The 22,232-nt window shown below is 35.4% G+C and carries 18 protein-coding genes; 4 read left to right on the top strand and 14 right to left on the bottom strand.

The window, feature by feature from the left end:
* Positions 1-12: 12 nt before the first annotated feature.
* From pgi to uvrC, 8 genes are all read right to left on the bottom strand, one after another.
* Positions 13-1,656 carry a glucose-6-phosphate isomerase gene (gene pgi / locus EJA19_RS02245; RefSeq protein ID WP_125466714.1) on the bottom strand — a complete coding sequence of 548 codons (1,644 nt, stop codon included), beginning with the start codon at positions 1,654-1,656 and terminating at the stop codon, positions 13-15.
* 8 nt (positions 1,657-1,664) lie between these two features.
* Positions 1,665-2,978 carry a M23 family metallopeptidase gene (locus EJA19_RS02240; RefSeq protein WP_125466713.1) on the bottom strand — a complete coding sequence of 438 codons (1,314 nt, stop codon included), beginning with the start codon at positions 2,976-2,978 and terminating at the stop codon, positions 1,665-1,667.
* Entirely contained in the window at positions 2,936-3,853 is a 918-nt protein-coding gene (locus EJA19_RS02235; protein ID WP_125466712.1) for a tryptophan 2,3-dioxygenase family protein, read from the bottom strand. The genes EJA19_RS02240 and EJA19_RS02235 overlap by 43 nt, the downstream gene beginning before the upstream one ends.
* Positions 3,854-4,639 carry a DUF3108 domain-containing protein gene (locus tag EJA19_RS02230; protein WP_125466711.1) on the bottom strand — a complete coding sequence of 262 codons (786 nt, stop codon included), beginning with the start codon at positions 4,637-4,639 and terminating at the stop codon, positions 3,854-3,856.
* A 148-nt stretch (positions 4,640-4,787) separates the two neighbouring features.
* A complete protein-coding gene (gene hppD, locus EJA19_RS02225; RefSeq protein WP_125466710.1) occupies positions 4,788-5,948 on the bottom strand; it encodes a 4-hydroxyphenylpyruvate dioxygenase in 1,161 nt (386 codons plus the stop codon).
* A 238-nt stretch (positions 5,949-6,186) separates the two neighbouring features.
* Positions 6,187-7,344 carry a homogentisate 1,2-dioxygenase gene (locus EJA19_RS02220; protein ID WP_125466709.1) on the bottom strand — a complete coding sequence of 386 codons (1,158 nt, stop codon included), beginning with the start codon at positions 7,342-7,344 and terminating at the stop codon, positions 6,187-6,189.
* 198 nt (positions 7,345-7,542) lie between these two features.
* Positions 7,543-9,768 carry a patatin-like phospholipase family protein gene (locus EJA19_RS02215; protein WP_125466708.1) on the bottom strand — a complete coding sequence of 742 codons (2,226 nt, stop codon included), beginning with the start codon at positions 9,766-9,768 and terminating at the stop codon, positions 7,543-7,545.
* Positions 9,765-11,558 (bottom strand): excinuclease ABC subunit UvrC, encoded by a 1,794-nt coding sequence (gene uvrC, locus EJA19_RS02210; RefSeq protein WP_125466707.1) that lies wholly within the window; start codon positions 11,556-11,558, stop codon positions 9,765-9,767. Before uvrC ends, EJA19_RS02215 begins: the two co-directional genes overlap by 4 nt.
* A gap of 114 nt (positions 11,559-11,672) precedes the next feature.
* On the opposite strand from uvrC, the gene EJA19_RS02205 reads away from it, so the two are divergent.
* The 4 genes from EJA19_RS02205 to EJA19_RS02190 are packed head-to-tail and all read left to right on the top strand — an operon-like array spanning position 11,673 to position 14,510.
* A complete protein-coding gene (locus EJA19_RS02205) occupies positions 11,673-12,092 on the top strand; it encodes an ATP-dependent zinc protease family protein (RefSeq protein WP_125466706.1) in 420 nt (139 codons plus the stop codon).
* A gap of 1 nt (position 12,093) precedes the next feature.
* On the top strand, positions 12,094-12,969 hold the full coding sequence (gene rimK, locus EJA19_RS02200) for a 30S ribosomal protein S6--L-glutamate ligase (protein ID WP_125466705.1): 876 nt from the start codon (positions 12,094-12,096) through the stop codon (positions 12,967-12,969).
* Positions 12,966-13,937: a succinylglutamate desuccinylase/aspartoacylase family protein gene (locus EJA19_RS02195; protein ID WP_125466704.1), complete on the top strand. Its 972-nt coding sequence runs from the start codon at positions 12,966-12,968 to the stop codon at positions 13,935-13,937. The genes rimK and EJA19_RS02195 overlap by 4 nt, the downstream gene beginning before the upstream one ends.
* A gap of 6 nt (positions 13,938-13,943) precedes the next feature.
* Positions 13,944-14,510 (top strand): 5-formyltetrahydrofolate cyclo-ligase, encoded by a 567-nt coding sequence (locus EJA19_RS02190; protein WP_125466703.1) that lies wholly within the window; start codon positions 13,944-13,946, stop codon positions 14,508-14,510.
* 1 nt (position 14,511) lies between these two features.
* Here the strand turns inward: EJA19_RS02190 and EJA19_RS02185 are convergent, their stop codons facing one another.
* The 6 genes from EJA19_RS02185 to EJA19_RS02160 all read right to left on the bottom strand — a co-directional run bounded on the left by EJA19_RS02185 (position 14,512) and on the right by EJA19_RS02160 (position 22,208).
* The gene (locus EJA19_RS02185; protein ID WP_125466702.1) at positions 14,512-15,132 is read right to left on the bottom strand and encodes a lipoprotein signal peptidase; all 621 of its coding nucleotides are present in this window, start codon (positions 15,130-15,132) and stop codon (positions 14,512-14,514) included.
* Positions 15,133-15,162: 30 nt separating this feature from the next.
* The gene (locus EJA19_RS02180) at positions 15,163-15,762 is read right to left on the bottom strand and encodes a hypothetical protein (protein ID WP_125466701.1); all 600 of its coding nucleotides are present in this window, start codon (positions 15,760-15,762) and stop codon (positions 15,163-15,165) included.
* Positions 15,763-15,830: 68 nt separating this feature from the next.
* Positions 15,831-16,214, bottom strand: coding sequence for a TraR/DksA family transcriptional regulator (locus tag EJA19_RS02175; RefSeq protein WP_125466700.1), 384 nt, complete (start codon positions 16,212-16,214; stop codon positions 15,831-15,833).
* A gap of 4 nt (positions 16,215-16,218) precedes the next feature.
* On the bottom strand, positions 16,219-19,623 hold the full coding sequence (ileS, locus tag EJA19_RS02170; protein WP_125466699.1) for an isoleucine--tRNA ligase: 3,405 nt from the start codon (positions 19,621-19,623) through the stop codon (positions 16,219-16,221).
* A 72-nt stretch (positions 19,624-19,695) separates the two neighbouring features.
* Positions 19,696-21,060 (bottom strand): DNA repair protein RadA, encoded by a 1,365-nt coding sequence (radA, locus tag EJA19_RS02165; RefSeq protein ID WP_125466698.1) that lies wholly within the window; start codon positions 21,058-21,060, stop codon positions 19,696-19,698.
* Entirely contained in the window at positions 21,060-22,208 is a 1,149-nt protein-coding gene (locus tag EJA19_RS02160) for an alpha/beta hydrolase (protein ID WP_125466697.1), read from the bottom strand. The genes radA and EJA19_RS02160 overlap by 1 nt, the downstream gene beginning before the upstream one ends.
* Positions 22,209-22,232 lie beyond the last annotated feature (24 nt).

Below are 22,232 nucleotides of genomic sequence, written 5' to 3'. Positions count from 1 at the left end.
GATGTTAACAGTTTAATTGTTGGCCTTGTAGAATTTTATAAGGTTTAGTGTAGAACCGTCGTGTTTACTTATAGCATCGTGTTGCAAATCTTTAAGGATTTCTCCTGCCAATTTTTTCCCTAGTTCCACACCAAATTGGTCGTAACTAAAGATGTTCCAGATAACTCCTTGTACAAAAATCTTATGTTCGTATAATGCGATAAGCTTCCCTAGACTTTCTGGAGTTAATTGGTCTATAAACAGCGTGTTTGTTGGCTTGTTACCTTCAAATACTTTATATGGTGCTAATTTCTCAATTTCCGATTTTGACAAATCACTTCCTTCAAACTCTTGCATTACCTCTGCTTTAGTTTTCCCATTCATTAAAGCTTCGGTTTGCGCGATAAAATTTGATATTAGCTTATCTTGATGGTCTTGGTTACCGTACAAAGATTTTGCAAAACCAATAAAGTCTGCTGGGATTAATTTGGTGCCTTGATGTATTAATTGAAAGAAAGCGTGTTGTGAGTTTGTTCCTGGTTCACCCCAAATTATAGTGCCTGTTTGGTAATTTACTTTACTTCCATTTCTGTCAATATACTTCCCATTACTTTCCATAATACCTTGCTGAAGATATTTAGCTAGTTTCCCTAAATATTCGGAATAAGGAATAACCGCTTCGCTTTCTGCATTAAAGAAGTTGTTATACCAAATGGTTAAAAGTCCTAAAACAACAGGAATATTTTTATCGAAAGATGTATTTTTAAAATGCTCATCCATTTTATTGGCTCCAGATAATAGGCTCTCAAAATGTTGATAGCCTAACGATAAGCTTATTGAAAGACCTACAGCGCTCCACAACGAGAATCGCCCACCAACCCAATTCCACATAGGAAAGATATTGTCTTGCTCTATACCAAACTCCTGTACTTTTTCAAGATTGGTAGACACGGCAACAAAATGCTTAGCTATGGCTTCTTCTGAAGCATGTTGTAAAAACCACGCTCTAATGGTGTTGGCATTAGATAAAGTTTCTTGTGTTGTAAATGTTTTAGAAACAATAACAAAAAGTGTGGTTTCAGGATTGATTTTTTTAATGATTTCGTTAACATGGTCGCCATCAACATTACTTACAAAGTAGGTTGTTAAGTTGTTTTTGTAATACTGAAGCGAATCCACAACCATGGCTGGCCCTAAATCAGATCCACCAATACCAATATTTACAATATGTGTAAATGGTTTTCCTGAATACCCTTTACGTGTGCCATTAACAATGTCTTCGGTAAAGGTTTTAATTTTGTTTTTCACCTTATATACCTCAGGCATAACATTTTTACCATCTACAAAAAATGTGTCGTTCTCTTTGGCTCTTAGTGCTGTATGAAGCACCGCTCTATGCTCTGTTTCATTAATTTTTTCACCAGAAAAATAGGCTTCTATGGCTTTGTCTAACTTAACCTCTTTAGCTAATTCTTGTAATAACTCTAGAGTGTCGTTGGTGATTCTATTTTTAGAAAAATCGACTAAAAAATCTTCCCAAGTAATGGTCATTTTTTGGGCTCTATCAGCATCTTGTGCAAATAGCTCTTTTAAATGTAACTCTTTTACTTGATTAAAATTATCTTCAAGCTTTTTCCAGGCTTGAGTTTGGGTAGGGTTAGTTTTTGGTAAAGCCATATAATTTATTAATACGCTTGAGTAATAAGATTGGTGTCCGGATTATTTTCTAAAAGTAATTCATCCTCGAAAGGGATGTTATCTAATTGGGTTTTTATTGGTGAAATAAACTCTAGGTATTGTGCTTTTAAGCTATCGGAAATAGGTTTAGCTTCTGGTAGTTTTTGTTTAAAAGGATCCACTTGTCTACCATTTTTCCAAAAACGGTAACACACGTGAGGTCCTGAGGTATTTCCGGTCATTCCTACAAGTCCAATAATATCGCCTTGCTTAACAAAGTCGCCCACTTTTACCTTGCGTTTACTCATGTGAAGGTATTGTGTTGTGTACACCGAATTATGTTTAACCTTTACATAATTCCCGTTACCTCTTGTATAACTTGATTTTATAACGGTTCCGTTGGCTGTAGCCATGATTGGTGTACCTACTGAAGCTGCAAAATCTGTTCCTTTATGTGGACGAATACGGTTACCATAAAGTGCAATACGGCGTCTTAGGTTATAACGAGACGATATACGGCTAAACTTAACTGGCGCTTTTAAAAAAGCACGACGTAGGTTTTTAGCGTCTTCATTAAAATAATCTACAATACCTTTTGCGCTATCTGTTTCAAATTCGAAAGCATAAAAAGGTTCTGCTTTGTGTTCAAAATAGGCTGCTTTTATTTTACCTATGCCTGCATAAACAGAATCGTCTATGTATTTATCTTCATAAATAACTTTAAAGCGATCGCCTTTTTGAAGACGTCTAAAATCTATAGTCCATGCATAAATATCATCCGCTAGTTTATAAGCCAGTCTTTGACTTAACCCTTTTTCTTCTAAAGTTTGAGAAATACTACTGTTAATTACTCCAGAAATTTCTTTCTCAACAAAATTTATAGGCTTTCGGCTTTTGTATGTATGAATAGAATCTTGAAAGTTTATAACAACATACTCTTCTTTGTTGGGTTGATAGATAAAGCACTTGGGCTCTTGAAGCGTATCTTTAGAACAAAGTAATGTGTAAGGTTTTCCTATTTGGATAGATCTAATATCGAATCCTTCTTTGGCTTGTTCTGCTATTTGATAAATTTTTGGGTACCCTAGCTTGTTACGCTCCATAATAACGCCAAACGTATCGCCAGAACGCACGGTATCTCTTTTAACAGTAAAATCGTTTAAGTTAAACCCAAACTCGTAAATATCTTTTGGTTGGGCAACTGCTAATTCTTCGGTGTTTTTAATCTGGGGTTTTTGGTCTTGTTTACAGCTTGCTACAAATATAATAGCAGTTATAGCTAAACATTTTCTCCCCAATGCTTTAATTCGTCTTCTGTCCATAAATCTGGAAAAAATATTCGTCTTTGATATTTTGGGTGCATATATTTTACCCATTCGCTTCCTCCTGTTGCTTCTGCTGTTTCGCCATTAATATTTAAATAATGGTTTGCAGTATTATAATGTGCCATAACCCATTTTATATTTACGGTATGATCGTAATGGCGCATGGCTTTAATTAATTTTTCGTCTTCTTTAACACTATTAGGCAAGGCTTTAAACTTTGTCCATAAGTTGTTTGTGTTATAGAATTTCGCAAATCTAATAAATTCCTCTTTGTATTTTTCTTCAAAAACTGTTAATAAATAGCTTTTTTTACCTGTTTTGTAGTCTTTTCCTGCTGCTTGCCAATATAAATGCTCAAAAGCATGCTCGAAAGACGTGTTTCTATCTATGGTTTTTCTAAATCTGTTATCTATTAAATTAATGAGTTCTGTTGAGGCAAATTCTATTTTTCGGTATTGTGCACTTTGAAATCCACTAGCAGGAGTTAGTGTTGTTCTAAACTTGTTGTATTGTTCTACTTCCATTCCATCCTTCATAATATTAAAAGAAGAAGTTAACATATCGAAGTAGCGACTAATTCGCATAAGTTTTTCTGAGAAAAAATCGACGGTAAGCTCTTTATGGTTAGCCACTTGGTCTATTTCCCAAAGTATCATTTTAAACAACAATTCGTTAATTTGATGGTACATTATAAACACCATCTCGTCTGGCAAGACACTTCGCTGCGTTTGGAGATCCAACAGAGCATCTGTTTGAATATAATCCCAATAGTTTATGGGCTTACTATAAAGCAACCCTTCTAAATGGGTATCTAAATCTTGCCCTATTTTATTGTATTTATCTTTTAGCTGATTGGTTATGTTTTTATTCATTTAATTTTTTACTAAAATTTTAAACGGATGTTTTAACCCTTTAAAAGCATCTAAATCGGCACGTAACGAGCCTACTGCTAAATCTGCCTTTATACGCAAAGGTACTCTATTTTTATCGTTAGAAACCCAAAGCGTTAGACTTTCTTCTTCTTTAAAAACTCTTCCCGCCATTACATAAGGTCTAAATTTTAAGGCATTTACTTTACCAAAATTAGTGGATATGGTTTCTTCGCCAAGGTATTTAATTTTAAACCCATAGTTTTCTTTATCGAAAAACATATTTACAAAAACCTCGTCGCCAATTTTCAAGTTAGACACATCTAGTTGATTGCGTAAATAATAGAATGTCGATACCATATCTTGAACGTTTGGCTCTGTCTCTATAACCGATTTCTGCCTATGTTTTTTATCGTTTATGTAAGCTTTTTGAACCTCTTGATCAAAATGAATTACAACATCTTTGGTATGGCCACCTTCATCTATATCTCGTATAAATTTATATGGTATGATGGTGCTTTTATCGAAATAGCTCTCGTAACGGTCCTCTACTTTAAAAAACCATTTAATAGCCCCTGTTGTCCAACCTTTACCTACAACATGATATACTGGTGTGCCTTTATAGGTTTTGTCTTTCACCTCTAAGGTGGCTTCTCCTGCTTTTAAAAAGCCGCTATAACTCATTTCAAAACGAAACCATTCGCCTTCTTTAAATGCCGATTCGCTTTGAGCAAACAGCCCTTGAAAAGACAATGACATTACTAGTATTAAGAGCAGAGTTTTTTTCATGATTTTGCGTTGTAAGTGTAACTAAATATTATTAATAGTGATCTATTTTATTTTATAAATTACAATTACTGTTCCAAAAGTATTAAAACAAAAAAACTCCATCAAAAATTGCGATGGAGTTTTTACTAATATACTTGTTAATTTTATGTTATAACGTACCACGCTTTTCTTGCTCTCTTTCAATAGATTCGAAAAGTGCTTTAAAGTTTCCAGCACCAAAGCCTCTTGCTCCCATACGCTGAATAATTTCGAAAAACAGTGTTGGTCTATCTTCTACTGGTTTGGTGAAAATTTGTAATAGATAACCTTCTTCATCGGCATCTATCATGATACCTAAATTTTTAAGTTTTTCAATGTCTTCTCTAAGTTCATGATCAAACTCTTCTAGTCTGCCTGGTACAGCTTGGTAGTAAGCTTCTGGCGGATGTGATAAAAACTCCACGCCTCTAGCACGTAAATTAGCTACTGTTTTTATAATATCATCTGTTGCTACAGCTATGTGTTGTACACCTGGGCCTTCATAAAAATCTAAGTATTCTTCAATTTGTGAGCGTTTTTTACCTTCGGCTGGCTCATTTATTGGAAATTTAATACGTCCGTTTCCATTACTCATTACCTTACTCATTAAAGCTGAATATTCGGTATGTATTTGCTTATCGTCAAATGATAGGAAATTAACAAATCCCATGACGTCTTCGTACCATTTTACCCAAGTATTCATTTCTCCCCAGCCTACATTACCAACCATGTGGTCTATAAATTTTAGCCCTACGGGTTCTGGGTTATACTCTGATTCCCATTTTACAAATCCTGGCATAAACTGCCCGTTATAGTTTTTACGCTCCACAAACATATGCACGGTTTCACCATAAGTGTATATTCCAGCTCGAACCACTTCACCGTGTTCGTCTTTTTCTACGGTTGGTTCCATAAAGGATTTGGCACCACGTTTGGTTGTTTCTTCGTAAGCACTTCTAGCATCTTCTACCCAAAGCGCCACAACTTTAACACCATCGCCATGTTTTACAATATGGTCATTTATGGGGTGTTTTGAATTTAAAGGTGTCGTTAACACCAAACGTATTTTATCTTGTTTTAACACATAAGATACGGTTTCTTTACTGCCTGTTTCCAGACCTTTGTAAGCGTAAGATTGAAAACCAAAAGCCGATTTGTAAAAATGTGCGGCTTGCTTGGCGTTACCTACGTAAAACTCGACGTAGTCGGTTCCTAAAAGCGGAAGGAAGTCTTCGGCACCTTCAAATATTTTTTCTAATCCGTAGTTTACTGATTCTATATTCTTGCTCATATTTTATGTTTTAGAGAGAAGAGAAAATAGAGAAAAGATATGAGACTTATAGTTTGTTTTGAAAACTCATGGTCATCTTTTGAAATTCTGCTATTTTATCTTCAAGTTTATTTAATGGTTTTTAGCCCTGATTGAGGCAGTTTGTTGGAGCTCTTTTGTTTTCAGATTCTGTATTTTAGTTCAGAGTTAAAAAACAAAAAGCGACTGCCAAAAGCAGGATTAGCTTCTTATTAATATATTATTCCAGCCAAGATTTAAAGTAATCTTCGTCGGCTATTGTTAATGCGTCTTCTGTTATTTGTAACGGTTTAAAGGTATCTACCATAACGGCTAATTCATCGGTTTTTACTTTACCAATACTTCTTTCGGTAGCACCAGGATGTGGCCCGTGAGGGATTCCCGCTGGATGTAATGAAATGTGTCCTGCATCGATATCGTTACGGCTCATAAAATCGCCATCGACATAATACAGCACCTCATCACTATCAATATTGCTATGATTGTATGGTGCCGGAATGGCTTCTGGATGATAATCGTATAGCCTTGGCACAAAACTACATACCACAAAAGCATCGGTCTCGAAAGTTTGATGTACTGGTGGCGGTTGATGTACGCGACCTGTTATAGGTTCGAAATCATGAATTGAAAAAGCATATGGATAGTTATACCCATCGTAACCCACTACATCGAACGGATGTGTGGCATAAACCATTTCAAAAATATCGTCTTGTTTTTTAACTTTCATTAAAAAGTCGCCCGTTTCGTTATGAGTTTCTAGTTCTTGCGGTTGGCGTAAATCGCGTTCACAGAACGGCGAATGCTCCAATAATTGCCCAAACCAATTGCGATAGCGTTTTGGCGTATAAATTGGGCGACGGGATTCTACAATAAACAATCGATTATCCTCTGTATCGAAATCTATTTTATAGATAATTCCTCGCGGTATTAGCAAGTAATCGCCATATTTAAAATCGAGGTTTCCTAAGTGTGTTCGCAACTTACCGCTCCCGCGATGTACAAAAATAAGCTCGTCGGCATCGGTGTTTTTGTAAAAATAATCTTTGGTTGATTGTTTTGGTGCTGCTAGAATAATACTACAATCGCTGTTGGTTAACACCGTTTTTCGGCTTTCTAAATAATCGTTTACTTGCGGAATTTTAAACCCATGTAATCTATAGGATTGTATATGGTTGGCCTTGGCAATTTTTGGCGCAACACTATATTGTTTTTTTATGTCTTTAACTTGTGTTGGCCTATGTTCGTGATACATATTGGTAGACATACCATCGAACCCAATGGTACCAAATAGTTGTTCGTAATACAAACTACCATCTGGTTTTCTAAATTGTGTGTGTCGTTTATGAGGGATTTTCCCTAATTTATGATAAAAAGGCATGTTGCTTTATTTTAATTTGAAACTTAATGAGTTACCGTTTATTTTGCTTTAAACTACTATGTATAAAGATACAAAATATGAAACTTATTCTGGGTTTCTCTTGATAAGAAAATGTAAGTGAAGTAATAAGTCTTTCCAATAGAGTTTCATGCCTTCAAATATGCGAATTTTTGATTGAATTTTCAAATATTGCACTAGCTAGAACCAAAATCCTAAATTAAAAAAGAAATGGTTTTCTTTTATTTCTGGAGACCACGTGTACTTAAGCTCGATAGGTCCTAAAAAAGTTTCGAAAGCATAACCTAAGGCATAACCTGTATATTCTGGTGCTGATAACCATTCTCCTGTTGAAAATATATCGTCTTCTACATTGGCAATGTTTGCTGCTATGTTGATATGATGCTTTTTAAAAAGCTCGTAATCTAATGTAAGTATACTATTTACGTAACTATCTCCTGTAATTGACAAGAAATCGTACCCATAGAATGGCTCAAAATTATTTATAAAGTTATTACCATAACCGCCTAAGGTAAAGTTTAAATATGGGTTTTCATCTTCGCCAATTCTAAACCCACCTTTTGCTGTTAAATTGGCTGTAAATTTGCTTGAAAAACTATGCGAATATCCCATTGTGGCTTTGGCTATGGAAAACTCTGAAAACGAATTACTATAATCTGAAGAATATAGATACAAATGAAAATCGCCATTAAAGTAAAAGCCTTTATTAGGAAAATACTTGTTGTCGTACGTATCAAACTTCAAGCCGCCAAACAAGCTTAGGTAATCGCTATTTTCAAACACCGTTTCTTTATCGTTAGAGTTTGACAAAATAGTTTCTGTGCTTACTTTTAGTTTTTTGTGTTCTGCTCCTAATGTTAAAGAAAAATCTTTTCTAAATAATGTTTGCAGATAAAATTGATTGGTAAAATCGCTTAATTTCATATCAAGCTTATTAACTCCAGAAGTGTTGTTATCAGGAAAAACACTAGCACTTGGTGTTTCATCTTTAAACCTATTAAAACGCGACCTTATACCCAAACTCCAATAGAAGCCTTTATCAATATAATATTCAAAATTGTATCTTATATTATCGCCAAAAATAAAATCGATTGAAGCTACGTCGTTTCCAAAAAACAACTGTTTCCTCGTGACATTAACTAAAGCGGCACTTTTATAAAGGTCGTCGTAATGAACGCCAAATTTTAAAAATGTTTTTTTAGGACTTTCTTTAAGATTAAAATCTACATTATACTCATTACCCTTACCTGTTGCATGAAAACTATAGGTTACATTTTCGAAGTTATTTGTTGCTGCTAAATTATTAACACCGTCTAAAAACGTTTTAAACTTTATTTTATCGCCAGGACGAAATTTAAACTTCCCTAATACAAAAGCTCTTGAATACTTTTCATTTCCATGAATATTAATAGCATTTATAGTGATACTATCGACAGGTTTTATAGGTGGTCTATTTTCTCTAGGCGATACCTGTTCTTGCTTGAGTTGTTTTAATTGGTTTATTTTTTTTATGGTCGCCACCTCACCATTATCTATAATATGCCGCCCTTCATCAAAAGAGACAACAGTGTAACCTTCTATATTGGGTTTTATATATATATCAGTTAATTTCGATTTTTTCTTCATCGCGTTTATAGTGCGATAATTATTTATTTGAAGTAAAATATCGGGCGCCGATTTTAGCTCTTCTCTTGTCGCTAAATCATCCTGAACATCAACACCTATAATAACATCCATACCCTTAGCTTTTAACAGTTCTATAGGATAATTATTAACCACGCCGCCATCAATAAGTAGTCTGCCTTCTATATTTACAGGTTGAAATAATGATGGAAAGGCACCACTTGCTGTAATTGCTAAAGGTAAGCTGCCGTGGTCTAAAATAACGGCTTCCCCAGTTTCAATATCTGTCCCAATACAGAAAAACGGAATGGGAAGTTCTTCAAAACGTTCTATATGACTTACATGAAGTGTTAACTTAGAAAGTAAACTTAACATGTTTTGACCTCTAGATAAGGCCGATGGTAAAGAGAGCTTAAATTTATCGAAAGGCAACGTTATGGCATATTTTTCTGAATTGTCTCTTTCGTAAAACGTTTTGGCTTCTCGTGGTAACTCGTCGTTTATAATTTTATCAAAATCAACACTATTAAAAATAGAATCAATCTCTTTTCCAGAGTAGCCCGATGCATACATAGAACCAATAATGGCTCCCATACTTGTTCCAGCAACATAATCTACTTTTATCCCTAAGCTGTCAATAACTTTTAAAACGCCTATATGCGCCAACCCCTTTGCTCCACCGCCGCTTAAAACCAAACCAACTTTTTGGTTTTTTGGCTGCTCGTTTTGAGAAAACGTCACCAAATGGGTTAATATGAATAACGCGACTAAAAGTTTTTTCATTTGTTATGGTAGTAGTTATAAATAATATTTGCTTTGTGTTTGCCTACAACGTCTTCTAGCTCGTCTAATTTTGCATTGGAAACACGTTTTGCCGATTTAAAGGTTTTTAATAATTCGACTACTGTTTTTTCGCCAATACCCGATATGGTTTCTAGCTCGGTGTTTAAAGCGTTTTTACTACGCTTATTTCTATGATGCTCGATACCAAAACGGTGTGCTTCGTTACGAAGTTGCTGAATAATTTTTAGGGTTTCACTTTTTTTATCTAAATATAAGGGAATTGGATCGTCGGGGTAAAATAATTCTTCCAAACGTTTCGCAATTCCGATGATTGCAATTTTTCCTCTTAAATGTAACACTTCTAAGCTTTTTAACGCTGAAGAGAGCTGTCCCTTTCCGCCATCAATAATAATTAATTGTGGCAAGGGTTTTTCTTCATCAAGTAGCCTTTTGTAACGCCTATAAACAACCTCTTCCATGGAAGCAAAATCGTCTGGGCCTTCAACTGTTTTTATATTAAAATGGCGGTAGTCCTTTTTGCTTGGTTTACCGTTTTTAAATACCACACAAGCTGCTACAGGATTTGTCCCTTGAATATTAGAATTATCAAAACATTCAATATGGCGTGGTTCTTCATGCAAACGTAAATCGGCTTTCATTTGCGCCATAATTCTATTGGCATGCTTATCGGGATCTGTTATTTTTACTTGTTTAAAACGCTCCATACGGTAATACTTCGCGTTTCTTAACGATAAATCTAAAATGTGTTTTTTGTCGCCCAGTTTTGGAATCGTCACTTTTACATCGCCACCAACATCAACTTTAAAAGGCACAAAGATTTCTTTGGATTTCGAATTAAAACGTTGTCGTAATTCGGTAATTGCTAATTGCAAAAGTGCTTCATCGGGTTCTTGAAGTTTTTTCTTTATTTCTAAGGTATGCGACCTAATTATAGAGCCATAAGATATTTGTAAAAAGTTAACATAGCCATAGCTTTCATCGCTTACTATACTAAACACATCTACATTACTAATTTTGGGATTTACGATGGTTGATTTAGCTTGATAGTTTTCTAAAACCTCTATCTTTTCCTTTATTTTTTGGGCTTCTTCAAACTGCATCTCTTCAGCAAAACGTGCCATTTGTGCTTTAAACTGATAGAGCGAGTCTTTAAAATTACCTTTTAAAATCTCTCGAATTGATGCAATGTTATTATGATATGACACCTCGGTTTCCAAACCTTCACATGGGCCTTTACAATTTCCTAAATGATACTCCAAACACACTTTGTATTTCTCGGCTTCTATCTTCTCTTGAGCCAAATCGTAATTACACGTTCTTAGTTGAAATAATCCTCGAATTAAATCTAACAGCGTATTTACTGTTTTCATACTCGTGTAAGGCCCAAAATATTCGCTACCATCTTTTATAACACGTCGTGTGGAAAACACTCTAGGGAACCGTTCTTTTTTTATACAAATCCACGGATAAGACTTATCGTCTTTAAGTAGCACATTATAGCGTGGTTGGTATTTTTTAATAAGGTTATTTTCCAGAAGTAAAGCATCTGTTTCTGTAGCAACAACAATATGTTTTATGCTAACAATTTTTTTTACCAGCACTTTGGTTTTGCCGTAATCATGTTGCTTATTAAAATAAGAACTAACACGCTTTTTTAAATTCTTAGCTTTTCCAACATAAAGTATCGTATCATTCGAATCAAAAAACTGATACACACCTGGCTGATTTGGCAAGGTTTTTAATTGTACGTCAAGCGATGTTTCTCCCATTATTTCAAAGGTAATTATTTTAACGCATAGCCCTAAAAAATTAGTGAAATTTTATAGCTTCAAATTTGGTAAATTCATTACTTTTCGCCACTTTTTTAATACTGAAAAACAATCATGCAAAAACCCATTATAGGTCGTATAGATATCATAGACTTTCCTAGCTTAGGATTGTTTAATATTGATGTTAAAATTGATACTGGCGCTTATACATCTGCCATTCACTGCTCAAAAATCATTGAGGAAAACAAAACTTTAAAATGCACTTTTTACAGCAAAGACCATCCTAATTTTAGTGGTGAAGAGGTTACCTTTACCAATTACTCTAAAACCGATGTAAAAAGCAGTAATGGATACAAAGAAAATAGGTTTAAAATTAAAACTGATGTGGTTATATTTGGTAAAACATATCCAATTAACTTAACTTTAAGCACACGAGACGATATGAAATTTCCTGTGCTTATAGGACGCCAGTTTTTAAGCAAGAAGTTTCTTGTAGATGTTAACAAACAAAACTTATCACACAACACCCGCTAAAATGAACATTGTTATTCTCTCTAGAAACACCAATTTGTATTCAACCCAACGTTTGGTTGAAGAAGGGCTTCATCGCGGTCATGACGTAGAAGTTATCGATCCGCTTAAATGCGAAATCATTATTGAAAAAGAACAGCCTAAAATTTATTACAAAGATCGCTATTTAGATTATGTCGATGCTATTATTCCACGTATTGGCGCTTCTGTGACCTTTTATGGTTGTGCCGTTGTAAGACAATTTGAAATGATGAATGTGTTTACTACCGTCACCTCCGACTCTATTGTGCGGTCACGAGATAAATTAAGAAGCTTACAACGCCTTACCAAAGCCGGTGTAGGCATGCCAAAAACTGTATTTACCAACTATTCTAGAGATGTTGAGGAAGTCATTAACTCGGTTGGTGGAACACCTGTAATTATAAAACTTTTGGAAGGCACCCAAGGTTTAGGTGTCGTTTTAGCCGAAACAAAAAACGCCGCCGAATCTGTTTTAGAAGCTTTTAATGGGTTGCAAGCACGAGTTATTGTTCAAGAATTTATTAAAGAAGCCAAAGGTGCCGATTTACGTGCTTTAGTGGTAGATGGTCAAGTTGTTGGCGCCATGAAACGCCAAGGCAAAGAAGGTGAGTTCCGTTCTAACTTACATCGTGGTGGTTCGGCCAATATTGTAAAATTAGATGAAGCTGAATTAAAGCTTGCCATGAAAGCCTCTCGCGCTTTAAAACTTCCCGTTTGTGGAGTTGATATGTTACAATCGGAACGAGGACCGTTACTTTTAGAAGTTAACTCGACACCTGGCTTAGAAGGTATAGAAACGGCTACAGGACGAAATATTGCTCGCTCAATTATTACATTTATCGAAAGAAATTATAAATGACCTACAATCAAAAGAAGAGCATAACCATATTAGGTAAGGACATAAATGTTGGCGAAAGTCGTGAACTAAGTTTTGGTGTTGCCAACTTACACACCTCATCAAGTGTTGATGTACCCGTAATTGTTGAGCGATCTAAAAAACCTGGCCCTGTTGTTTTATTTACAGCGGGCATTCATGGCGATGAAGTAAATGGCGTTGAAATTGTGCGGCAAATTATTGCCAAAGGCATAAATAAGCCTAAACGTGGCACCATTATTTGTATGCCTGTAATTAATGTATTTGGTTTTGTTAATTTAGAACGTCAATTCCCAGATGGTAGAGATTTAAACCGTGTTTTTCCAGGAAGTAGCAAAGGCTCTTTAGCGAGTCGTGTCGCCCATAAGCTAATGAAAGAAATTATTCCCGATGTCGATTTCATTTTAGACTTTCACACAGGCGGTTCAGGGCGTTTTAATGCCCCACAAATTAGACTTATAAAAGATAAACCTGACTTAGACGATTTTGCCCATGTATTTAACGCGCCCTTTGTACTATATTCCAAAAACATAAAAAAAACGTTTAGAAACGCTTGTACAAAACTAGGCAAGCCTATACTGTTGTATGAGGGCGGGAAATCTTTTCATATTGATGCTCAAGTCACCAATACTGGCGTTAATGGTGCCAAACGTATTTTGAAGCATTTTGATATGTTATCCTCAAAATTTAAAACAACAACACCTAAAATAAGTCCAGTGTTTATAAATAATAGCCGCTGGCAACGCGCTAATTTTTCAGGAATGTTTAAACCTTCGGCTAAAATAAGTTCTAAAGTAAATAAAGGGGATGTTTTGGGTAATATTACCGATCCTTATGGCAAACTCAATCACTTTGTTAAAGCATCACATTCGGGCTATATTATTAATGTTAACGAATCGCCAATTGTCTACCAGGGCGATGCGCTATTCCATATTACAACTAAGCTTAAATAATAACTTATGGCTAGTAAAGCTGAACTTAGAAAAGCCTACAAAAAAAAACGACAAGCACTTTCTGTAAGTCAATTAGACGATTTAAGCCTTAATATTGCTAATCAGCTTTTAAAGCTTGATATCTGGGATTATAATTACTACCATATTTTTTTAAGTATAGCAGAACAACGTGAAGTTAATACCGATTATATTCTGAATATTCTTTCTGGGAAAGACAAAAACATTATTATTTCGAAAAGTGATTTTAATACGTTTGAAATGACACATGTTTTACTAACAGATGCTACTGTAATTAAGAAAAACCATTATAATATCCCCGAACCTGTTGATGGTATTGATATACCCAACGCTAAAATAGAGGTTGTTTTTGTACCGCTATTAGCTTTTGATAAACAAGGTCATCGTGTAGGTTATGGCAAAGGGTTTTACGACAAATTTTTATCGAAATGTCGTCCAAACACCTTAAAAATTGGGTTAAGCTTTTTTGAAGCTGAAGATTGTATTGAAAATACCTTTAAAAACGATATTCCTTTAGATTACTGCGTAACGCCAAAACAGGTATATCGGTTTTAAACTACTCCTTTGAAAACGCTTTTTTATTAAAGACAATTAACATTCCAAAGCCGGTGCTAATGGCCACATCGGCGATATTAAAAACGGGTTCGAAAAAGGTAAAGTATTTACCACCGTAATAAGGGATCCATTCGGGTAGATAGCCTTTCCATATTGGGAAATACAGCATATCTACTACTTTTCCATGAAACAAGGTATCATAGCCGCCTTCTTCTGGTAAAAAACTAGCAATTTGCCCATAACTATCGTTAAAAATAGCCCCGTAAAATACCGAGTCGATTATATTTCCTAGGGCTCCAGCAAAAATCAATGCAACTGAAACCACCAGTATTTTAGAACTTTGCTTTCTTGTAACATCGTATAGCCAGTAGCCTATTCCAAAAATGGCTACTACGCGAAAAATAGTGAGTGACAACTTAGCTGTTCTATCAGAAATGGAAGGTATAAAATCGCTAATTTTTGTTCCCCAAGCCATACCATCATTTTCAATAAAATAAATTCGAAACCATTTAAAAATCTCGACATCATCACCAATAACAAAATGTGTTTTAATATAAATTTTACTCACTTGATCGATAAGTAAAATAATAAATATAAGTAGTATAGATTTCTTTAATGACATGCCAAAGGGTTGACAGCAAAAATAGACATATTATTCAATTTTAGAGATAAATATACTACCATTAATAGAATTTAAAGTTTGTTTAAATGTTTTATTAACGATTGTTTTAGATGATCTATTTTGAGACTTAAAATGTGTTTGTTCTGTATAAATCGTTTGTATATAAATGTTCCCTCGAATGGTATTTATGGTTGCGTTTCCAATTATATTATCACCATGAAATTGCCCATTAACCAACTCTATGACTAAACGGTTAAACTCACCTTTACAAAACACATTTGCTATATCGCTTTTTAGATAAACCTCTTTCTCTTGAGGTAAACTTATGTCTAACTCTAAGGACGTTACTTTATGTGCGGCAAGTTTATCATCATATACCTTAAACAAAGGTTGAAACTCACTCGAGATATAAAGCGTGTCGTTTTTAATTGTTGTAATTAAAGCTAGCTGATTTCCGTACTCACCTTCAGATTTTAACGTTACTTCTGCTCTTGTAGTATTGTTTGTTTTAACTTGTACTTTAAAGCTTTTATTGGCATTTATATTAATATGCTGTACGCTTGATAAATCTATTTGGCGCTCTATATGTTGTTGCGCTATTAAAACCGGTGTAAAAAACCAGATTAACACATAGATTAAAAACAAAAAGCGCTTCGATAGGGAAGCGCTTTTAATACAATATGTTATTAATAAAGAGATTATTTTTGCATGTTTTTAGCTTCAATACTTAACGTAGCATGTGGCACTAGCAACAAACGTTCTTTTTTAATAAGTTTTCCGGTTACACGACACACGCCGTAAGTTTTATTTTCAATTCGGATGAGTGCATTTTTTAAATCACGAATAAACTTTTCTTGACGAATAGCTAATTGCGAATTGGCTTCTTTACTCATGGTTTCACTACCTTCTTCAAACGCTTTAAACGTTGGAGAGGTATCGTCTGTACCATTGTTTAAATCGTTCATGTAGGCCGATTTGATTAAGCCCAAATCATGTTCGGCTTTATCAATCTTTTCTTGAATAATTTGTCTAAACTCTTCTAAATCTTTATCTGAGTATCTTACGTTTGTATCTGCTGACATAATGTTAATGTTTTTGTATAAACAATTTGGTCGTTACCTCATCAAAGGCAATTTCTATACCATTGTTTACAGAGTCCATAATTTCAAGTTCTTCGGTTAAGGTTTCAGACTTGATATAATCAAGGTTTGTATCTACAGCCTTAACAATATTATCATCTTTTTGAAGCTTTACATCGATACGATCTGTGACTTCAAATCCTGAATCTTTACGTAAATTTTGAATACGGTTTACGAGCTCACGAGCAATACCTTCTCTTCGTAAATGATCAGTAAGTGTTACATCTAAGGCAACGGTTAAGGAGCCTTCGTTAGCTACCAACCAACCTTCAATGTCTTGCGATGTAATTTCCACATCGGCAAGCCCTAAAGTAACATTTTTTCCATTAATTTCAACGTCAATTTCACCATTTTGCTCGATTTTTTTGATATCTGCTGCCGAAAACTGGTTTACCGCACTAGCAATCAGCTTCATATCTTTTCCAAAACGCGGTCCTAATACTTTAAAGTTAGGTTTTATTTGCTTCACCAAAATATCGGAAGCGTCTTCCATGAGCTCGACTTCTTTAATGTTAACCTCTCGTTTTATCAAATCGGCAACCGCCATAATTTCTTCCTTTTGTTGTTCATTATCAACTGGAATCATTATTTTTTGTAATGGTTGGCGCACTTTTATTTTCTCCTTAGCTCGTAACGATAACACTAAAGACGAAATGATTTGTGCATTCTCCATTTTGCGTTCCAAGCTTTTATCAATATAACTTTCATTATATTTTGGGAACTCAGCCAAATGTACGCTTTCAACGTTTTCTTTTTGTGTTACCTGTGTTAAGTCTTGGTAAAGTCTGTCCATATAAAATGGTGCTATTGGCGCACCTAATTTGGCTAGGGTTACCATACACGTATATAAGGTTTGGTAAGCCGAAATCTTATCAGCTTGGTAATCACCTTTCCAGAAACGTCTTCTACTTAAACGCACGTACCAGTTACTTAAATATTCTTGTGTGAATTCTGAAATGGCTCTTGCCGCCTTTGTAGGTTCGTACCCGGCATAGAATTCATCTACCTTTTTAATTAAGGTATGCAATTCCGATAAAATCCAACGGTCTAATTCTGGGCGTTCTTCTAGAGGAATATCGGCTTCTTCATATTTAAAGCCATCCAGATTAGTATATAAGCTGAAGAAAGAATAAGTGTTGTAAAGTGTTCCGAAGAACTTACGTTTTACTTCTTCTACACCATCTAAATCGAACTTTAAATTATCCCAAGGATTAGCATTACTTATCATATACCAACGCGTAGCATCGGCACCATAGTTTGATAAGGTTTCAAACGGATCGACAGCATTTCCTAAGCGTTTAGACATTTTTTGTCCGTTTTTATCTAGCACCAAACCATTTGACACCACATTTTTATACGCTACCGAATCGAAAACCATCGTTCCAATGGCATGAAGCGTATAGAACCAACCTCTAGTTTGATCGACTCCTTCGGCAATAAAATCGGCAGGATACGAGGTGTGTTCATCTATTTTTTCTTTGTTTTCAAACGGATAATGCCATTGTGCATATGGCATACTTCCAGAATCGAACCACACATCAATTAAATCGGCTTCGCGTTTCATTGGTTGCCCCGATGGTGACACCAAGGTAATTTGGTCGACAATATTTTTATGCAAATCTAAAGTGGCATAGTTTTCGTCGCTCATATTGCCTACTTCAAAATCTTCAAAAATATCTTTTGAAAGCACACCCGCCTCAACAGCCTTTGCCATTTCGGTTTTTAATTCTTCAACCGAACCGATACAGATGTCTTCTTTACCATCTTCGGTTCTCCAAATTGGCAATGGAATACCCCAATAACGTGAGCGCGACAAGTTCCAATCGTTGGCATTGGCCAACCAATTACCAAAACGCCCTGTTCCAGTAGCTTTTGGTTTCCAGTTGATGGTGTTGTTTAATTCCACCATACGCTCTTTAACATCGGTTACTTTTATAAACCAAGAATCTAATGGATAGTAAAGAATAGGCTTATCTGTACGCCAACAGTTGGGATAACTGTGTTTGTATTTTTCAACCTTAAAGGCTTTGTTTTCTATTTTAAGTTTAATGGCTAGTTCTACATCAACTGATTTTTCTGGAGCTTCGCCATCGTTATAATATTCGTTTTTAACGTATTTTCCAGCAAATTCACCCATTTCTGGACGGAATTTCCCTTGTAAATTCACCAAAGGCACTAAATTATCATTCTCGTCTTTTACCAACATTGGTGGCACTGGCGGATTGGCTTGTTTAGCTACCAAAGCATCATCGGCGCCAAAGGTTGGCGCAGTATGAACGATTCCTGTACCATCTTCTGTAGTCACGAAATCTCCAGAAATAACGCGGAAAGCATTCTCAGGGTTATCGTTTGGTAAAGCATACGGTAATAATTGTTCGTATTTAATCCCTACTAAATCGACACCTTTAAATTCTTTTATGATGCGATATGGAATTTTCTTGTCTTCTTTAGAATAATTTGTAATATCTGCTTCACTTTCAGCTTCAACATATTTTCCTGTAAATTGTTTGCCTACTAATGGTTTTCCAACCACGACTTTTATAGGCTCGAACGTGTATTGGTTAAATGTTTCTACCAACACATAATCTATTTTTGGGCCAACGGTTAACGCTGTGTTACTTGGTAACGTCCAAGGGGTTGTCGTCCAAGCTAAAAAGTGAATATCGCCTTGGTTTTCCAGAAAATCAGGCAAGGTGTTTTCTATAGCTTTAAATTGCGCTACAACCGTGGTATCGGTCACATCTTGATAAGTCCCTGGCTGATTTAACTCGTGCGAGCTTAGCCCAGTTCCTGCTTTAGGTGAATATGGCTGAATGGTATAGCCTTTATACAGTAAGTTTTTATTGTAAATCTGTTTTAACAACCACCAAACGCTTTCCATATATTTGGGTTCGTAGGTTACATATGGATCGTCCATATCTACCCAATACCCCATTTTTTCGGTAAGGTCGTTCCAAATATCGGTATAACGCATTACGGCTTTTCGACACGCTTCGTTGTAGTCTTCTACAGAAATGGTTTTCCCAATATCTTCTTTGGTAATCCCTAATTCTTTCTCTACACCAAGCTCAACAGGCAACCCATGAGTATCCCAACCTGCTTTACGTTTTACTTGATAGCCTTTCATCGTTTTGTAACGTGGGAAAATATCCTTGATGGCGCGTGCTAAAACGTGATGAACACCAGGCAACCCATTGGCCGAAGGCGGCCCTTCAAAAAACACAAATGGCTTGTTACCTTCGCGAGAGGTTACACTTTTTTCAAAAACTTTATTTTCTTTCCAATACTCTAAGATGTCTCCTGCTACTTTTGGCAAGTCAAGACCTTTATATTCAGGGAATTTTTTACTCATTATTTCATTAATTCTAATCGACCTGCGAAATTAATGATTTTTAAGTAAATAGGACTGTTGAATTGGTGTAAATTAAACCAGAATTCCAACCAAATCTTCTACTTTAGAAATTAACTGAATTGTAATTTTGGTGTTTTTAAGGGAAATTTTGTTGTATTTCGACACAAAAATGGTTGAAAACCCTAGTTTTTCGGCTTCTAAAATACGTTGTTCTACACGTTGTACTGGTCGCACTTCTCCTGACAAACCAACCTCGGCAGCGAAACAATAATCACTTGGTAAGGCCTCATCTTCGTTAGACGATAAAATAGCTGCGACTACAGCTAAATCAATCGCTGGATCATCGACTGTGATACCTCCAGTGATATTTAAAAAAACGTCTTTTGCTCCAAGGCGAAACCCAGCACGTTTTTCTAAAACAGCAAGCAACATATTTAACCGCTTGGCATTAAATCCTGTGGCGCTACGTTGTGGTGTACCATAAACAGCTGAGCTAACTAGTGCTTGCACCTCTATCATTAACGGGCGCATACCTTCTAGAGTTGCAGCTACGGCATTTCCGCTAAGCTCGCCATCTTTTTTGGAGATTAAAATTTCACTAGGATTGGTTACTTCACGTAAACCCGAACCTTGCATTTCGTAAATCCCTAATTCGTTAGTAGAGCCAAAACGGTTTTTGTGTGCTCGAAGAATTCTGAATACATGATTGCGGTCGCCCTCAAACTGTAAAACCGTATCAACCATATGTTCCAAAATTTTTGGCCCAGCAATATGACCGTCTTTGGTAATATGACCAATAAGAATTACAGGGGTTGCCGTTTCTTTAGCAAATTTAATGAGTTCGGTGGTGCATTCTTTAATTTGCGAAATACTTCCGCTAGAACTTTCAATATAATCGCTATGTAGTGTTTGGATAGAATCGACTACGACAATATCTGGCTCTAATGCTTCAATTTGTCTAAAGATATTTTGAGTTTTGGTTTCTGTTAAAATGTAGCAATTATTGGTTTTAGGGTTAATGCGTTCGGCACGCATTTTTATTTGCTTTTGGCTCTCTTCACCAGAAACATAAAGGGTTTTGAACGGTAATTTTAAAGCTATTTGAAGTAGCAGCGTACTTTTTCCAATACCGGGTTCGCCACCTAATAGGGTTAAAGATCCTGGAACTAATCCGCCACCAAGTACGCGGTTAAATTCGGTGTCTTCGGTATTAAACCGAATATCCTCAGTCGTATCAATATCGCCTATTTTGAGTGGTTTGGATACACGCTTTGTTGGGGTTGTAGCATTATTGGCTTTCCAGTCGCTTTTTTCTGGTTTTTGCACCACTTCTTCCACAATCGTATTCCAGGCTTTACAAGCTGTACATTGCCCTTGCCATTTTGAAAATTGACTGCCACAATTTTGACAGAAAAAGGTAGTTTTTACTTTAGCCATTAATATCCAAAATCTGCTTTAATTTGTTCTGCTCTTTCCAATACTTCGTCTTTGGTAATTCCGCCAAGCTCTTCTAACACATAAGCCGATTGGTATGTTTTCATGGCTTTTTTAGGTTCGTTGGTTTCTTCGTAAAAGCGTGCTAGATAGTAGCTTCCTAAAATGGCTTCGGGATACTCTTTTCTAGCTAATTTTCCCAAAGCTTCATAATATTGGTATTGTTCGGTTTTTTCGATAGCTGCAGAAATGGCTCTAAAATCGTTAACTAGAATTTGCTTTTCTATGCCAAAAAGATCTTCAATCATCTGGTATTTCTCTTCTAAATATTCAACAGGAGACGATTCTAGCTTTAAAATAGTGTTTTTGTATTCTTTTTTACTAATAGGTTGGTAGACAAAAAAGATTTTCATTAATGCATCTGGAATGGCATAAGCCGGAACAGCATAATGTGTTGGACCTTCAAAACTACGGTAGTTATATAGAATGTTTTTATTTTCTAATTTATTTATTTCTGTATCTAGTGTTTTTGTAATCTCTTTAATATGGCTAACATCGTTTTTTGAAGATGCTAAATAGTAAAAAATCTTAGACTCAACTTTTTGTAATTTCTCTGGAATATAGCTAATCATATCTGGTGCTAAATCTGGCGACAATACTACGTATCCTTGAAATAATGGTTGCCCTTTAAGCAAGTAATAGTTTATAAAATTTGCTGTTTCTCCATGACCAATGGCCATTTTAAAGTTTTCTGTTCTATAGTTTTTTTCTAAATATGGCATTAATTCCATTCCTATAAATTCGAAAAAACTCACGCCTGTTTCAACGGGTAATGAGTTTTGCTCGGAATACAAACAATCATCATATCTTTTATCTAATTGATTAATGCCTACTACGATGGCTTCGGGCATGTCCTCCCAATAGGAATAATAATCGACGTTTCCTGCTACGACTTCAAACATATAGTCGCCATCTAAAACGATAATTAAAGGATAGCTTTTATCGGTATTATCACTATATCCTCGTGGTAATTGTATTTTTAACTCACGTTCTTCACCTAATTTCTCAGAAAAAAGTGTTTGATAATCAACTTGTGAAAAGGCAAATTGTGTACTACATACAAGTACTAAAATATAGATTAGGTTTTTCATTTTTATCTTGGTTAATATGATATG

It is taken from the genome of Mangrovimonas spongiae, assembly GCF_003944795.1.
Taxonomy (GTDB): domain Bacteria; phylum Bacteroidota; class Bacteroidia; order Flavobacteriales; family Flavobacteriaceae; genus Mangrovimonas; species Mangrovimonas spongiae.
This window is presented reverse-complemented; position numbering and strand designations above follow the sequence as displayed.

Bases quoted from the DNA above. Each gene is read 5' to 3' on its own strand.
- pgi (WP_125466714.1), bottom strand. From the start codon at position 1,656: ATGGCTTTACCAAAAACTAACCCTACCCAAACTCAAGCCTGGAAAAAG.
- EJA19_RS02240 (WP_125466713.1), bottom strand. From the start codon at position 2,978: ATGGACAGAAGACGAATTAAAGCATTGGGGAGAAAATGTTTAGCTATA.
- EJA19_RS02235 (WP_125466712.1), bottom strand. From the start codon at position 3,853: ATGAATAAAAACATAACCAATCAGCTAAAAGATAAATACAATAAAATA.
- EJA19_RS02230 (WP_125466711.1), bottom strand. From the start codon at position 4,639: ATGAAAAAAACTCTGCTCTTAATACTAGTAATGTCATTGTCTTTTCAA.
- hppD (WP_125466710.1), bottom strand. From the start codon at position 5,948: ATGAGCAAGAATATAGAATCAGTAAACTACGGATTAGAAAAAATATTT.
- EJA19_RS02220 (WP_125466709.1), bottom strand. From the start codon at position 7,344: ATGCCTTTTTATCATAAATTAGGGAAAATCCCTCATAAACGACACACA.
- EJA19_RS02215 (WP_125466708.1), bottom strand. From the start codon at position 9,768: ATGAAAAAACTTTTAGTCGCGTTATTCATATTAACCCATTTGGTGACG.
- uvrC (WP_125466707.1), bottom strand. From the start codon at position 11,558: ATGGGAGAAACATCGCTTGACGTACAATTAAAAACCTTGCCAAATCAG.
- EJA19_RS02205 (WP_125466706.1), top strand. From the start codon at position 11,673: ATGCAAAAACCCATTATAGGTCGTATAGATATCATAGACTTTCCTAGC.
- rimK (WP_125466705.1), top strand. From the start codon at position 12,094: ATGAACATTGTTATTCTCTCTAGAAACACCAATTTGTATTCAACCCAA.
- EJA19_RS02195 (WP_125466704.1), top strand. From the start codon at position 12,966: ATGACCTACAATCAAAAGAAGAGCATAACCATATTAGGTAAGGACATA.
- EJA19_RS02190 (WP_125466703.1), top strand. From the start codon at position 13,944: ATGGCTAGTAAAGCTGAACTTAGAAAAGCCTACAAAAAAAAACGACAA.
- EJA19_RS02185 (WP_125466702.1), bottom strand. From the start codon at position 15,132: ATGTCATTAAAGAAATCTATACTACTTATATTTATTATTTTACTTATC.
- EJA19_RS02175 (WP_125466700.1), bottom strand. From the start codon at position 16,214: ATGTCAGCAGATACAAACGTAAGATACTCAGATAAAGATTTAGAAGAG.
- ileS (WP_125466699.1), bottom strand. From the start codon at position 19,623: ATGAGTAAAAAATTCCCTGAATATAAAGGTCTTGACTTGCCAAAAGTA.
- radA (WP_125466698.1), bottom strand. From the start codon at position 21,060: ATGGCTAAAGTAAAAACTACCTTTTTCTGTCAAAATTGTGGCAGTCAA.
- EJA19_RS02160 (WP_125466697.1), bottom strand. From the start codon at position 22,208: ATGAAAAACCTAATCTATATTTTAGTACTTGTATGTAGTACACAATTT.